We start from the raw sequence: 14,484 nt of genomic DNA, 5'->3' as shown, positions 1-14,484 counted from the left end.
AATAGTACGTATTCGCCGACCGCGCGCCGTCACGTTTAGACCTTTTCGACCACGTCGATACGCAGCGCATCGGCGCCGGCAGCGATCTCCAAAAGCCGATCGACATTAGGATGCGCACCGGGCCGATTGCGGGCGTCGGCCGTATGTTCTGCGAATACGGCCAAACCATGCTCGGCCGCCCTGGCGTCAAGTTTGCCGAACGCCTGTTGCAGATAGTGGTAAACGGCAAGCGAACCCTGTTTGCCGGGCTTGTTTTCGATGCTTGCCACCACGTTTGCGTTGGCATCGACGAGATCGATGCGCTCGATCGCGTCGATCGACGGCAGCAGGGCAAGGTTTTCTTTGAATACGGGGGTGGGTTCGATCACTAAAGGGCTCCGCTCATTGGGTATTACATCGCGGGCCGTATGTTAGCCGATCCTTAGCCGATCCTTAGCCGATCTATACCCTCGTCGCGTACCGCTCATTGCGCATCGCTCTCCGCGTCTACGGTCGTCTCCGTTTCCTCGCGCGGCGTCAAATACCTCGGCAGCAGCGCAATCTCGCGTTTAGGCAACGGCTTGCTATAGAGAAAGCCCTGCGCCACATCGCAGCCGTAGACATTCAAGAACGCCGCTTGGTCCATCGTCTCGACGCCTTCCGCCACGACGCGATGTCCGAGGCAGCGCGAGATCGACAAAATCGCCTTCACGAGTTCGGCGTGGCGGCGATCGCTCGTGACCTTTTGCACGAACGTGCGATCGATTTTCAGCGTATCGATCGGAAAGCGCGTCAAATAGCTCAACGCCGAGTACCCGGTGCCGAAGTCGTCGATCGCGATCGATAGCCCCATATGCTTGAACGCGGATAGCGCGTATGCGACCGAGTCGTCCTCGTCGAGTAGCAGACTCTCGGTGATCTCGAGTTCGAGCCATTGCGGGCGGCAACCCGTTTCGGCGAGAATTTTTTCGACCATCGGCACGAACCCGCGCGACTGAAATTGCCGGGCCGACAAATTCACGGCGACCGTATGCGGCACGCCGCCGGCATTCCACTGCGCCGCTGCGCGGCAGGCCTCGCGCAGCACCCATCTGCCGATGTCGACGATGAGCCCGGTTTCCTCCGCGACGGGAATGAATTGGTCCGGTGCGATAAAGCCCACGCCGGGCCGGCTCCATCTCAACAGCGCTTCGGAGCCCAGCACCTCGGCATCGCGAAACGCCACTTGCGGTTGGTAGTGGAGTTCGAGTTCGCCGCGTTCGATCGCGCGCCGCAACTGCGACTCGAGCGCGAGGTTGGCCGCGGCCTCGACGGTCAAGTCGTTCGTGTAAAAGCGGAATCCGCGACGGCCCGAGCGTTTGGCCAAATACATCGCCGAATCCGCGTATTTCAGTAGATCCTCGGCGTCTGCGCTATCGATCGGGTAGAGCGCGATACCGACGCTGCAAGAGATGAACACTTCCTTGCCGTCGAGAACGAAGCGTTCGCCGAGCCGCTGAATGATCGTCGTCGAGATTTGCTCGATGGTCCGCCGGTTATGTGCATCCGGCAGCAAAACGGCAAATTCGTCGCCGCCGAAACGCGAAACGGTGTCGCCGGGGCGTACGCTCGAGAGCAGCCGCGCCGCCGCTTCGCGCAGCAGTTCGTCGCCTACTGCATGCCCCATCGTGTCGTTTACGCTCTTGAAGCGATCCATGTCGATCATCATCACGGCCGTGAATCGATCTTGCGTTTCGCCGGAGGTCAGCCTGCGCAGCGTTTCGTTGAACGATCGGCGATTGGGCAACCCCGTGAGCGCATCGAAGTACGCCATGCGATGGATCTTTTCGCGCGAGACGTGCAACTCCGTAATGTCGCGTCCCACCGCGAGCACCGTTTCCACTTTACCGTCCGGCCCGAGTTCGGGTGTCAGACGAATCAATTGGCAAAGTTGGCCGCCGTCTGCCGGTTGCCAGCGCAATTCGAATTGCCGGTCGGTCGCGCTGACGAAGACTTCCGCCAGTTCGCGTTCGTAAAGCACCGTATTGGGGCCACCCGGATATTCCGACGGGGTTTTCCCAAGCAAAGCTTCGACTCCGCCCGCAGCGAGCCCCGCGAATGTGGGATTGACGTAGAGGCGCCGTAGATTGCGGTCGTAGCGGGCCACGGTATCGGGCGAGTGTTCGACGAGCGTTCTGAACTCCCGCTCTCGGCGCGCAAGCGTTTCGTCGAAGCGCCGGCGCTCCGTGATGTCTCGCGCCACGGCCAGCACGCCGGTGACTTGGCCGTGGTCGTCGAACACCGGGAGCCGACGCGTTTCCAATAAGACGCGCTCGCCTGTCGCCGGGCTGACGACCCACTCATCGTTCACGCAGATGCGCATCGCGCCGATGGCGGCCTTTTCACGTTCGCGGAAGAAGCTCGCTACTCCGGCCTCGAAGAAATCGAAGTCGGTTTTGCCGAGAATTTCCGTTCTCGATTTGCCGACGAATCGCTCGACCCCATGATTGCATAGCGTGAATACACCGCCCGTACTCTTCAACCACACCATATCTGGAATGGTATGCAGTACGTTCATCAAGTGGGCGCGGGCCTCCGACAGTTCGCTCGCTTTGTCTTGCAGCCGCGTATTCAGTTGCAATATTTTTTCGTACTGGGCGCGCAATTCGGTTTCGGCCCGTTTGCGTTCGGTAATGTCCAAGATCGCGCCGATCAGCCCGGCTTGACGGCCCTCGGCGTCATAAAAGACCGCTTTGGTGAATTCGACGTCGCGATCTTCTTTTTGCGCGTTCCGTGCTCTGAATTCGTAGCGTTGAATCCCGCCGTTGGTGAATAATTCCTCGTCTTTGTGAAAGTATGTTTTCGCCAATTCATAGGGATTGACCTCGAACACGGTCTTACCGACGAATTGCTCCTTGGGAATCCCGAGGAAATGTTGGAAGGCCTTGTTCAGTTGGAGATAGCGCCCCTGTCTGTCCTTGGAGAAGACCGGAATGGGGATGGTATCGAGCAGGGACGTCAGATACGATTCGCGCTCGTGCAGCTTGGCCTCCGCGCGCTTGCGCGGCGTAATGTTGAAGCACAGTGCAAGCACGCCCGGACCCTCGTCCGAAACGGGATCGGTTGCGAGCTGCACGAGGTAATGCTCGCGCTGCGGCTCGGGCAAAGCATCGAACGTCAACTCCACCTCGCGCGCCACACCGGTGGCGGCGACGTCGCCGATCGCGTCCAAATAGCGTTGCAGCATAGGCGCCGAGAGCAATTCCGATTCGCATAGCACCACCGGCGAGCCTTCACGGGGCACGCTCATCATGGCGGTCGCGGCTCGGTTCATATAGCGCCGCCGGCCGCTCGCGTCATACCGGATCACGGCGACATGCAAGTCGCCGACAGGCACTCGGTATTCGTTTTGGTTGTCGATCCCAGGTTTGTCCATGCCGTCAGAGAGACTGTTCGGCCACGTATTGCCGCCCAGGTCGAATACCCGAAAGCGGTCGCGCCGTATGCGCGAAGGCGTGCCAACAGCATGGATAACGGCTGGAAGGAGGGGATTCTGAAGCGCGGGATTGCACTGAGCGCGCCTACCGGCGCATCGCACGACCGTGCGAAGATGCGATGAGTAGGCGCGGCGGTGCTTTTCGTATCAATCGTCGAAGGTGCCTTGATACTGCTCGGAGGCATCCGCGCGGGTATTGATCTCGAACATCACGCCGCCCGGTTCACGGCAGAAAAAGCGCGAACCGCGCCCATTGTTGAACACGTCGGTTTCCATGCGGACCCCTTCGTCCTTGAAGCGATCGTATAGCTCGTGCACGGCCGCAAGGCTCGGTAGCTCGAAGCCGACATGGAAATTTTTCGGCCATTGCGGTGCGGCGTCGCTGACGTGTTCGATCACGACATCGAAACCGGGACGCTTCATGATCGCCGACTTGTCCCACGTTCCAGCGATCGTGAAACCCAAATGCCGTTCGAAAAATTCGCTCGTCGCAGCCACGTTGGCTGAAGGGAAGCTCAGGTGATTGAGCTTCATCGTTTGGATAAAGGCAGTCATCGTCAGTCTCATCGGTTGGGGCACGGCCCCATGCCGTATGCCCCGCGAGGACTTCAGAATATAAGTAAAAGCTCACATTCAACAACTCGCATCGGGTGCGGCGACGGTGTCGCCGGCAAACCGAATGGCGGCAAGGCGATGCGGGAGGATCCGAGGCGGCGCGCGCGTGGCTTGCTCACATTTTTGAATTCGCGTACGTTCGCGTACGTACCGGCGTCAGTCCGTGCCGACCTTCGATAGATAGCCGAAGAGCGCGGCGCGTAGCCGGCGCTGTAGGTCCTCGAGATCGGTCTCGCCGCGTTGGCCGGCCGCATCCACCATGCCGCGCGTGATGGCGAACAGATCGCCGGCGGCAACCTCGGGATGCCGATGCTTGGGAATCGCACGCTGCACGACGGTCGCGAACAAGGCTTCCAATTCCGGTTTGCCCACTTCGCCGCGCAAGGCCGGCCGGCTTTCCTCGATGTCGAGCAGCTTGGCCAGCACGGGCCGTTGCAACTGCTGCCGTACCGCGGCCCCGATCAAATATTCGAGGGCGGCCTTGCCGGTTCGCATTGTCAGTGCGACGGCCATGTCGTCGTGGAATCGCTTCGTTTCTCGCTGAATGAGCGCGACCGTCAGCGCGTCCTTGCCGGGGAAATATTGATAGAGCGAACCGATGCTGACGCCGGCGCGACGCGCCACCGCGTTCGTGTTGAACCCTTCAAACCCCTCGGTTTCGAGCACCTGAGCGGCGGCCTCGACGATCGAGGCCACCGTTTCTTCCGAGCGGGATTGGCTAGGGGCTTTGCGCGGCTTGTACTGCTTTCGCGGAGATCGTTCGCTCATCGCTTACCGGAGGCGGCGACCTTTGCTTTCGGTTTCGCTTTCGGCTTTTCCTTCGATGCATTGAGTTCGACCGCCTCGCGCACGAGTGCCTTGAATGCGTCGGCGTCGACGGTTTCGCCCTCGCGGATATCGATGGCCCGTCTGACGTTGCCGTCCAAGCTCGAATTGAAAAGCTTCTTCGGATCTTTGAGCGAGGCACCCTTGGCGAACGTCAGCTTGACGACGGACTGATAGGATTCGCCGGTGCAAATGATGCCCGCATGCGACCAGACGGGCGTACCCATCCATTTCCATTCTTCGACGACGTTCGGCTCCACTTGCTTGATCAGTTCGCGCATGGTGCTCAGCGTTGCGCCTCGCCAGTCGCCCAGGTTGGCGATGCGCTCGTCGATCAACTCGGATGCCGGCTTGCTTTCGGTTGTATCGGATTTATTCATGTTTTAGAACCTTATTCAACCTTCACTTATTCCGTGACCGCTCGATCCGGCCGCGCTTCAGAGTCCGAATTGCTTTTTGTACTCCTCGTGCAGACGCGGCCATTCGAATTTCATCGCCTCGCCGCCGACGATACGTCCGATCGGGTTTTCGTCGACCAAGCGATCGAGGACATCGAGGCAAATATGCCAGCCGGCCGCACCCATCGCGATGAACCCGCGATCGATGTTGTGCCACAGCGTGAGACGTGTGCCGCCTTCGTGCGGCTCGAGCGTCCAGCGCATGTCGTTGCTGCCCCAGCGGTATTCCAACACCTTGGGCGCTTCCGCTCGCGTCACCTGCGTTTCGCTGACGTTCGGTGTCGGGGCGCCGACGGTAGAAAGCGTCACGGGACCGACCGCGCCGAGATTCTTATCCGCATCGAACGGCGCCCACTCGCGCAGGCTGGCCGGATCGGTCAACGCCTTCCACACCTTTTCGGGGGCATGGCGCAAATCGCGAACGACGACGAGCGTCCAGTTCTCGCCCTCTTTGCGGATTTGCGCGCCGGCTGCGGGCCCGGGCTTGTATGTGTCGCGTGTACTCATCGTTTTCGGCCTCTTGTACTTGCGGGGGGAGGATTCGTTGCGTCGAGATGGCGCTCGAGCGCATCGAGATGGACGGACCAGAATTGCCGGAACGGCGCGAGCCATGCATCGATTTCCATCAACGGCTCCGGCCGAATGCGGTAAAGCCGGCGCTGCGCATCGATACGCGATTCGACGAAACCCGCATCGCGCAGCACGCGCAAGTGCTTCGAAACCGAGGGCTGGGGCAAATTCAACGCGTGCTCGATGTCGCCCACCGACTGCTCGGACGATGCGAGCAAACTCAAAATGGCGCGGCGGCTCGGTTCGGCAATGACGGCGAAAGTGGATTCCATAGCCTTAATATACGCATAGAGGTATATGAATGTCAAGGAATGTACTGGGTAACGAGCCCCATTCCCTTTTTATCTTCGCGAGGCCGCTTGCATGAGCCGGGAAACGAAATCAAGCACTTCGGGCCGCGCCTCGCGTTTCGCGGTCAGCACGTGATAGGCGAGCGGGGAGCCGGTTTCGAGGCGGCCGATGCGCACCAGATCGGCGCGCGCTAACCATCCGTCGGAAAACGGCTCGCGCGCCAGCGCGATGCCGAGCCCCGCTTGCGCGGCTGCGAGTACCAAGCCGTAGTCTTCGAAACGCCGGTCCTGGGGCCGTGGTTTGAGAGTGATACCTTGTTGCCCGAACCAGGTGCGCCACCCCGTGATATCGGAATCGTGCAACAGCGGCCAATCGAGCAACTGAATCGGCTTGCGCGCATTGATCTTGTCCGCGATCGCGGGGATCGCTATCGGATAGAGCGTTTCGGGCAGCAGCGGCTGAGAATCGAGTCCGGACCAATGGCCTCTGCCGCACCGTACGGCAACGTCGGCCTCGCCCGCGGTCAAGTCGGCGTTGCGATGCGTGATGTCGAGTTGAAGCGCAAGTGCGGGCGGTCCCGCTTCCAATTCGGCGAGCCGGGCAAAAAGCCAAAGCTGCGCGAACGCAGGGGTGACGCTCACTTTGACGATGCGCGGCGCGCGAGCGGGGCGCCATTGATCCGAGGCGCCGTCGATGATCGAAAACGCGTGTTCGATTCGACCGACGAGCCGCTGTCCGTCCGGCGTAAGACGCACGCCGCGCCCATGGCGTTCGAACAGCGTGTACCCAAGCCAGTTCTCGACCGTGGCGATGCGGCGGCTGATCGCCCCGTGAGTCACGCCCGTTGCCTGCGCCGCCGCGCTGAACGACCCTTCCCGCGCCACGACGCAGACGGTTTCGAGGCTCGCGAGCGGAGGGCGAGACAATGCGATGTTGTGCGTCATGATCACAGCTCGTTGTTTATTTGTGCTGTAGCTTAACAGCTCAAAACGACGGATCATCCAGTTATGAACTCTTCATCTTCCTCCGTCCGGTCGCGCTCGATTGCGTCGCCGGTGTCGGCCGCCGCGGCCGTCGCATTTACGATCGTCTCCTGGGCCAGCGCCTTTCCGTTCATTCGGATCGGCTTGGCGGGGTTGACTCCGTTGCATCTCGCCGCCGCACGGTTCGGCACAGCGGCGCTTCTCGTCGCGGCCTGGCTCGCTTATCGGCGCCCGCGATTGCCGACGGCAGGCGACGCGTTGCGCTTCGTCGGTTGCGGCTTGTTCGGTATCGCGATTTACAACGCGCTGCTCAACACGGGAGAAAAGACGGTGGCGCCAGGCGCGGCTAGCTTCATCGTCAATACGCTGCCGATTTTCACTGCGCTCTTCGCCACGATATTTCTAGGCGAACGGTTCAATCGCTGGGCCTGGCTCGGTTCGATCTTCAGCTTCGCGGGCATCGGCGTCATCGCGAGCGGCCAGCCGGGCGGGCTCATCCCCGGCGCCGGCGCGAGCCTCATTTTGTTGGCCGCAATTTGCTCGGCGGCGTTCATCGTCATGCAGCGACGATTGATTCCGGTCTACGGTCCGCTTGCGTGTACGGCCTACACGATATTGGCCGGGGCGCTGCTGTTGGCGCCATGGCTGCCCGGCGCGTTGCACGAGCTGTCCGGCGCCTCGACGCGCACCGTGCAGGCCGTTGTGGTGTTGGGTGTGTTTCCGGCGGCGCTGGGTTATGCCACGTGGGCTTATGCACTCGGTCATTTCGGTGCGGCCCGCGCCTCCAATTTTTTGTATTTGACGCCCGCGGTTGCCACCGCACTCTCCATCGCGCTGACCGGGGACGAAGTGCACGCGACGACGATTGCGGGTGGCGCGATGGTCATCGCCGGCGTGGCCTATGTCGCGTTGCGCGGGCGACGTTGAGCGTTGCCGCCTAATCGGATGCGTATGACATTGCAATCGCGACGCGTCCATCAAGCAGGCTGAGTTGCATGACGAATTGCCGCGGGCTGCGCTGATTAATCAGACTTTTCGGTAATTTCCCTTAAGAGGTTTTTGAAAAATATTCGGCAGTCCGAACTAACCCTCCCTGAAGAATTGGCAACGCTCGCCGTTAATCAATGTGAAATCATTGTTGACCGTCGCGCCGGTTGCATTGCACCAGTGGTGTGCATCGGCTTTGCCCTTGGGGGAAGTGTGAATCGTCTAACGCTTAGTAAAAAATTAGGATTGGCCTTGCTCGTGATGTGGCTGGGCTTGTTGTTCTTCGGCGGTTGGGCCGCGTTGCAAACGCGCGAGACGATGCTGAGCGGGCGCCAAGCGGCGGTTCAAAACATCGTCGAAGCGGGTGTGGGCGTCGTCGCGCAATATCAGCAAATGGCCGAGCACCACGAAATACCGGAGGAACAGGCCAAGCACGATGCCATGGCGCGTCTCTCCGCCATGCGCTTCCCGGGCAACGGCTATCTCTTCATCACGGACGGTCACCCTACCGTGATCATGCATCCGGTCTTGCCGGACTTGGTCAACAAGGATATGACCGACTATAAGGACTCCAACGGCAAGCGCCTGTTCATGGAGATGTTGCAAGTGGCGCGCGAGCATGGGCAAGGCTTCGTCGACTATATGGCGAGGCTTCCCGGCAAGAGCGAGGAGGTGCCGAAGATCTCCTTCGTGAAGCGCTTCGAGCCGTGGGATTGGTACATCTCGTCCGGCGTCTATATCAACGACATCGACGCGGCCTTCCATGTGCGATTGATCAACTATTTGCTGACGATCCTCGTGCTCGGCAGCTTGAGTTCGGTCGCCCTCGTGATGATCATTCGCAACGTCCAGCGCAGTCTCGGCGGCGAGCCCGCGTATGCGGCGGCCGTGGCCGAATCGATCGCCGACGGCGATTTGACGCGCGATGTCGTCATTCGCGACGGCGATCGCGGAAGCATGGTGTCCGCGATGCAGCGGATGCAAAATCGTCTCGCGGAGACGATGCACCGCATTCGCAGCGGCACCGAAACGATCAACGACGCCGCCCAGCAAATCGCGGCGGGCAACCTTGACTTGTCGTCACGCACTGAAGAGCAAGCGTCCTCGCTCGGCGAAACGGCGGCGAGCATGGAGCAGCTCACCGCGACGGTCAAGCAAAACGCGGATAACGCGCGACAGGCGAATCAGATGGCGGCGGATACGTCGCGCATCGCCGGCGAAGGCGGCGAAGCCGTGCAACAGGTCGTGGCGACGATGCAAAACATCGCGGCCAGCTCGGCGCGGGTCGTCGATATCATTTCCGTCATCGAAGGGATCGCGTTCCAGACGAACATCCTCGCGTTGAATGCCGCAGTCGAGGCCGCTCGGGCCGGCGAGCAGGGCCGCGGGTTTGCCGTGGTCGCGGGCGAGGTGCGCAACCTGGCGCGCCGCAGCTCCGAGGCTGCAAAGGAAATCAAGGGGCTCATCGAGGAGTCGGTCGACAGCGTAGAGGATGGCAAGACGCTCGTCGAAAGCGCGGGCAGCAAGATGAATTCGCTCGTGCATTCGGTCAAGCGCGTCACCGACATCATTAGCGAAATCTCGGCGGCTTCCGAAGAGCAGAGCCGCGGTATCGAGCAAGTGAATATCGCCATCGCGCAAATGGACCAGACCACGCAGCAAAACGCGGCGATGGTCGAGCAAGCGGCCGGTGCGGCGCAAGCGATGCAGGAGCAAGCCCGCTCGCTTGCCGATATCGTGAGCACGTTCCGCACGCGGCGTTGATCGACTAAAAGTAAAACCAAAGCTGGAACGAGCAGGCGAGGGGGGCGGGGCGTGGCTTTGCTGCCTTAGCCCCGCAGCCGATCGAGCAATGCGCGCGCTTGCGCGTCGATATCGGCGGCGTTGGGGTGAAGCTCGAACGCGCTCGCACTCGGCAGTTCGACGAAATGCCCCCTACTGCTGCGCACGTAGGCCGGATCGTAGTGCAGCGCGATGAGCTCGCCGAAGAGCGCCGCGCGCGCGTCTTCGTCGATTAGACGACACCAGTGCGTTACACGTTCTCGGCTATGCAGGCCGATCAGTTTGCTTAGTTGCGCTTTGAACGTGTCGGGCGCATCGAATAGGTGCGCGTAGTCGTCGAGCAAAAATGCAATGCGTTCTTCGCGCGGCGCATGCACGGCGACGCAGCGAGAGCGATGCATCGCGTGGAGCAACGCATCGGGCAACGCCACTTTGCCGATCGTTCGGCTTTCCGCTTCGATGAACACGGGCCGCTCGGGAGAAAAGGCGCGCAGCGCATTGACGAGTCCAGTCTCGAAGGCCTTTTGCGACGGCTGCGCTTGCCCTTGAACGGCGCCCAGCAGCGAACCGCGATGCACGGCGAGCCGTTCTAAGTCGAGGACTTGCGCGCCGGTGTGCGCGAGAGCACGAAGCAGACGCGTCTTTCCGCTGCCTGTCGCGCCCGTGAGTACGATGTATTCGAACCGTGGCGGTAGTGCCGCGAGGGCATCGAGCACCGACCGCCGATACGTTTTGTAGCCGCCCTCGAGCCGGCGCGCTTGCCAGCCCATCAAGTTCAGCCAGACCGCCAGCGATTCGGAGCGCTTGCCGCCGCGCCAGCAATAGACGAGCGGCCGCCAGCCGCGGGGACGGTCCGCGAAGGTCGTCTCTAGATGCCTTGCAATATTGCGCGCCACCATCGCCGCACCCACGCGCGTGGCTTCGAATGCCGACGTCTGCACATAGAGTGTGCCGACGACGACGCGCTCCTCGTTTTCCAGCACGGGCGCGTTGATCGCCCCGGGGATGCGGTCCTCGGCGAATTCGAGCGGCGTGCGCACATCGACGATTTCGTCGAAATCGGCCAGACGCTCCAGGCTGACGCTGAGCTCTTTCAAGGGCGATCCCAATGCGACCGAGGATGCGGCCGATTATGACACGGGGCATGGGCGCAAGCGGCGGCACCTACTCCTGCGTGCATGACCTATGCTTGCGTCTTTGAGTCGGCGGCGAAAACGCCCCATCGCAACCAAGGAACACTCATGCGCCAATCGCTTGAACATTTGCGAGTCGACGTACGTGGACGCGGCCTCGTCGAAATCACTTCGGAGGTGCGCGAGTTCGTCGCGCGGCAATCGATCGAGACGGGTCTCGTCACGTTGTTTTGCCGGCATACGTCGGCGTCGCTGCTGATCCAAGAGAACGCCGACCCTTCCGTTCGGCGAGACCTCGAACGCTACTTCGACGCGGTCGCGCCCGAGGATGCGCAGCGCTACGAGCACGACACGGAAGGCCCGGACGACATGCCCGCTCATTTGCGCACCGCGTTGACGCAAGTTCAATTGTCGATCCCGATCGATGCGGGGGCGCTCGTACTGGGTACCTGGCAGGGCATCTATCTCTTCGAACATCGCCGGCAGCCTCATCGACGAGACATCGTTATGCACGCGATCGGCGAATAGCGCGGGCATGCCGCGATGACGGCGCCCCGCGCGTATCGACCGACAAGTGCAGCCCGGCTACCCACCGTTCAGGCCAAATCGAGCGCGGCCGTCAAGTCGCCGGGCGGCGTCTCGCCGCGCGCGAGGAAAGCGCGATTTCGCGCGGCCACGCCGTCGAGCGGCGCGAGCGCGTGGACGCGATCGATGAATCGAAGTATCGAGTTCGTGTCGTAGAACGTGTGGTCGACGAACCCCTTCTTGGCGAAGGGGGCGATCACGAGCGCCGGAATGCGCGAGCCGGGCCCCCAGCGATCGCCTTGCGGCGGCGCCACGGGGTCCCACCATCCACCGTTTTCGTCATGCGTCATGACGATGACCGTGCCGGCCCATTGCGGTCCGTTGCGAATATGGTCGATCACATTCGCGATGTGCTTGTCGCCCGATTCGATATCGGCATAGCCCGCGTGCATGTTCAGATTGCCTTGCGGCTTATAGAACGAAACGGCAGGTAAGCGGCCCGCATCGATGTCGGCGATGAAGCGGTTCGTCGAGGCGTCGTCGCCAATGCCGGCGTCGCGCAGATGCCTTGCGCGCGCATCCGTGCCCGGCGCGTAATTCGAAAAATAGTTGAACGGTTGGTGGTGGTACTGAAAATCCGGCGTCATGCCGGTTTCTCGATGCTCGAGCGCATATTGCCAAGCGCCGCTGTACCACGCCCAGTCGACCCCTTTGGCCGATAGGCGATCGCCGATCGTGGCGTAGCGTTGCGGCGGCATGACGCGAACGTTCGAGGGATCGGCCAGCGAGGCGTCGCCGCCCGGCGCCGGTGCGACGAAGCTCGGTTGATAGGGCGGCGCCATCGTGTTGACGGCATAACCGTCCGGCGTGAAGAGTCCGTCGCGCGCGAACTTCGGCGGGCCGTCGAGCGCGGACGGCCCCGCACCTGGCGCGAGTTTGAGGCGCGTGCCGAGCGGGTCGTCGCCCTCGAGCACGGAGACGAGATCCTTGGCGGGGCTCGTCGCGATGTCGGGGTAGAAGGGGGCCTGCGCGGAGATCAAAAAGATGTGATTGAGCCAAGACCCGCCGAACGCGGCCATGAAAAAGTTGTCGCACAACGTATATTGCTGCGCCAAATTCCAAAGCTTGAGCGTTTGTGCCGAATTGCGGTAATGCCCCATGACGAGCGCGCCCGAGTCGGCCCACGCGACGAATTGGTCGTTGCGTCCGCCGTTGATTTGCATCTGGTTTTGATAGAAGCGATGCCATAGGTCGCGCGTGATTACGGCGTTGGGCAACGGCTTGCCGCGCGCATCGGAGACGATGAACGGCCGGTTCGGCAAGCGCGTGATGTCTTGCTCGCCGATCATGTAGCGCGTCATGCCGACCTGTTGGGCTTGCGGCACGAGACCGCCCCAGATCTTCGGCAAATACGGCAGCGGGGTTTTACCGTCTCGATCCAACTGTAAAGGAGCCTGTGCGGCGAGCCCATCGAGCGGATCGCGTACGCCCGGGAAATTACCGTAGAGATTGGCGAAGCTGCGGTTTTCCGCATAAATCACGACGATCTGGCGGACCCGCGCCCGCAGGGCGACATCGAGCTTCTCGTCTTCCGCCGTTCGCGTGACGGCGCTTTCGCGCTGCGCCGCGCGGCTGGCCGGTGTGCTGCATGCGGGCAATGCAAGCCCCATGCCGACGGCGGCGAGACCGCCCAGTACACGGCGGCGTTCCGGGTTCGTTGGCCGGTCCGCGTGATCCGATTGCGGTTCGGGATGGGGCGCGACTTTGGGCGTTTCGTCTTGCATCGGCTCGTCTCCGTTAATCGTTACGTGTCTGGGCAAAAACCGATCGGCATCTACGCGTTGGGCATACCTTGCGAGGTGCCGTTCGGCCGGTCGACATGGTAGCGCGCCGCGCGCGAAAGGCTATCGAAAGCGAGCGGACGGGCGCACGTCGGGCATCTGGCGCGTGCAATGCTGGCTAAGCGAGTCTTAAGCTAGCGTCCACGATAATGAGACCCGTTTGCAATACCAACCCTCCATCGATGCAGGAGAACAAGACATGACAGTACGCACCTCGATGGCCGTACAGGACGGCACCGACGTATGGCTCAGTAAAGTGCCGCAAGCCACGGCCGTGTTTTGGATCGTCAAGATTTTGGCAACCACCGTAGGCGAGACGGGCGGCGACGCGCTTTCAATGACCTTGCAATTGGGCTATGCGGTCGCCACCGTGGTGTTTCTCGCGTTCTTCGTCGTCACCTTGGCGATTCAGGTACGCTCGCGCAGCTATCATCCGGCGGCCTACTGGGCCGTGGTGGTCGCGACGACGACCGTCGGCACGACGACGTCGGACTTCCTCGACCGCACGGCGGGCTTCGGGTACGTGTTGTCGTCCGCACTGCTCTTGCTCGGCGTCTTGATCGTGCTGGCGACGTGGCGTGCGGTTAGCGGTCGAATCGAGTACGACCGAATCGCGAATCCGCGTGACGAAATTTTCTATTGGGTGACCATCTTGGTCTCGAATACGCTCGGTACCGCGCTGGGCGATTTCGCCGCCGACAACTTGGGCCTCGGCTTCGAACACGGCGCACTGCTGTTCGCGGGCCTGCTCGTGGTGGTCGCGCTCGTATGGCGCTTGGCTCGTAAAGTGCCGATCGGGGTATTGTTTTGGGCGGCGTATGTGTTGACGCGTCCGCTCGGTGCAACGCTAGGCGATACGCTGACCAAGCCGATTGCCCAAGGCGGGCTGAATCTGAATCGAATTTCGGCGTCCCTCGCGATCCTCGCAGCGATGATCGTGGTGATCGTGCTCCAGCACTTCGCGGGCGGCGAGGCGCGCGCGCGACGCGCGGCGCTGTCCTCATCGCGCTAAAGCGGTTT

14 protein-coding genes are annotated in these 14,484 nt (G+C 61.7%); 4 read left to right on the top strand and 10 right to left on the bottom strand.

Annotated elements, in window-relative coordinates; translation table 11 throughout:
- Nucleotides 1-35: 35 nt before the first annotated feature.
- The 8 genes from AB1286_RS29420 to AB1286_RS29385 all read right to left on the bottom strand — a co-directional run bounded on the left by AB1286_RS29420 (nucleotide 36) and on the right by AB1286_RS29385 (nucleotide 7,157).
- On the bottom strand, nucleotides 36-368 hold the full coding sequence (locus tag AB1286_RS29420; RefSeq protein WP_430366717.1) for a DUF2322 family protein: 333 nt from the start codon (nucleotides 366-368) through the stop codon (nucleotides 36-38).
- Between the two features lie 95 nt (nucleotides 369-463).
- The gene (locus AB1286_RS29415) at nucleotides 464-3,394 is read right to left on the bottom strand and encodes an EAL domain-containing protein (RefSeq protein ID WP_430366716.1); all 2,931 of its coding nucleotides are present in this window, start codon (nucleotides 3,392-3,394) and stop codon (nucleotides 464-466) included.
- A gap of 207 nt (nucleotides 3,395-3,601) precedes the next feature.
- A complete protein-coding gene (locus tag AB1286_RS29410) occupies nucleotides 3,602-4,009 on the bottom strand; it encodes a VOC family protein (RefSeq protein ID WP_430366715.1) in 408 nt (135 codons plus the stop codon).
- A gap of 216 nt (nucleotides 4,010-4,225) precedes the next feature.
- Complete coding sequence (locus AB1286_RS29405; RefSeq protein ID WP_430366714.1) at nucleotides 4,226-4,837, bottom strand: TetR/AcrR family transcriptional regulator; 612 nt, start codon at nucleotides 4,835-4,837, stop codon at nucleotides 4,226-4,228.
- Nucleotides 4,834-5,274: a DUF1801 domain-containing protein gene (locus AB1286_RS29400; protein ID WP_430366713.1), complete on the bottom strand. Its 441-nt coding sequence runs from the start codon at nucleotides 5,272-5,274 to the stop codon at nucleotides 4,834-4,836. Before AB1286_RS29400 ends, AB1286_RS29405 begins: the two co-directional genes overlap by 4 nt.
- 57 nt (nucleotides 5,275-5,331) lie before the next feature.
- Nucleotides 5,332-5,859, bottom strand: a complete 528-nt coding sequence (locus tag AB1286_RS29395) for an SRPBCC family protein (RefSeq protein WP_430366712.1) — start codon at nucleotides 5,857-5,859, stop codon at nucleotides 5,332-5,334.
- Nucleotides 5,856-6,194: an ArsR/SmtB family transcription factor gene (locus tag AB1286_RS29390; protein WP_430366711.1), complete on the bottom strand. Its 339-nt coding sequence runs from the start codon at nucleotides 6,192-6,194 to the stop codon at nucleotides 5,856-5,858. The genes AB1286_RS29395 and AB1286_RS29390 overlap by 4 nt, the downstream gene beginning before the upstream one ends.
- Nucleotides 6,195-6,263: 69 nt before the next feature.
- Nucleotides 6,264-7,157 (bottom strand): LysR substrate-binding domain-containing protein, encoded by an 894-nt coding sequence (locus AB1286_RS29385; RefSeq protein ID WP_430366710.1) that lies wholly within the window; start codon nucleotides 7,155-7,157, stop codon nucleotides 6,264-6,266.
- Between the two features lie 63 nt (nucleotides 7,158-7,220).
- Here AB1286_RS29385 and AB1286_RS29380 point away from each other — a divergent pair, with 63 nt between their 5' ends.
- Together AB1286_RS29380 and AB1286_RS29375 are read left to right on the top strand one after the other, a co-directional pair.
- Complete coding sequence (locus AB1286_RS29380; RefSeq protein ID WP_430366709.1) at nucleotides 7,221-8,123, top strand: DMT family transporter; 903 nt, start codon at nucleotides 7,221-7,223, stop codon at nucleotides 8,121-8,123.
- A gap of 273 nt (nucleotides 8,124-8,396) precedes the next feature.
- Complete coding sequence (locus tag AB1286_RS29375) at nucleotides 8,397-9,947, top strand: methyl-accepting chemotaxis protein (RefSeq protein ID WP_430366708.1); 1,551 nt, start codon at nucleotides 8,397-8,399, stop codon at nucleotides 9,945-9,947.
- A 65-nt stretch (nucleotides 9,948-10,012) separates the two neighbouring features.
- Here the strand turns inward: AB1286_RS29375 and mnmH are convergent, their stop codons facing one another.
- Nucleotides 10,013-11,062 carry a tRNA 2-selenouridine(34) synthase MnmH gene (mnmH, locus tag AB1286_RS29370; RefSeq protein WP_430366707.1) on the bottom strand — a complete coding sequence of 350 codons (1,050 nt, stop codon included), beginning with the start codon at nucleotides 11,060-11,062 and terminating at the stop codon, nucleotides 10,013-10,015.
- A gap of 144 nt (nucleotides 11,063-11,206) precedes the next feature.
- Here mnmH and AB1286_RS29365 point away from each other — a divergent pair, with 144 nt between their 5' ends.
- Nucleotides 11,207-11,626, top strand: a complete 420-nt coding sequence (locus AB1286_RS29365; RefSeq protein ID WP_430366706.1) for a secondary thiamine-phosphate synthase enzyme YjbQ — start codon at nucleotides 11,207-11,209, stop codon at nucleotides 11,624-11,626.
- Between the two features lie 68 nt (nucleotides 11,627-11,694).
- Here the strand turns inward: AB1286_RS29365 and AB1286_RS29360 are convergent, their stop codons facing one another.
- Entirely contained in the window at nucleotides 11,695-13,407 is a 1,713-nt protein-coding gene (locus AB1286_RS29360) for an acid phosphatase (RefSeq protein WP_430366705.1), read from the bottom strand.
- Between the two features lie 256 nt (nucleotides 13,408-13,663).
- On the opposite strand from AB1286_RS29360, the gene AB1286_RS29355 reads away from it, so the two are divergent.
- A complete protein-coding gene (locus AB1286_RS29355; protein WP_430366704.1) occupies nucleotides 13,664-14,476 on the top strand; it encodes a COG4705 family protein in 813 nt (270 codons plus the stop codon).
- Nucleotides 14,477-14,484 lie beyond the last annotated feature (8 nt).

Origin of the sequence: Trinickia sp. NRRL B-1857 (genome assembly GCF_050470685.1) — a bacterium.
In the GTDB taxonomy this organism is placed as follows: domain Bacteria; phylum Pseudomonadota; class Gammaproteobacteria; order Burkholderiales; family Burkholderiaceae; genus Trinickia.
This window is presented reverse-complemented; position numbering and strand designations above follow the sequence as displayed.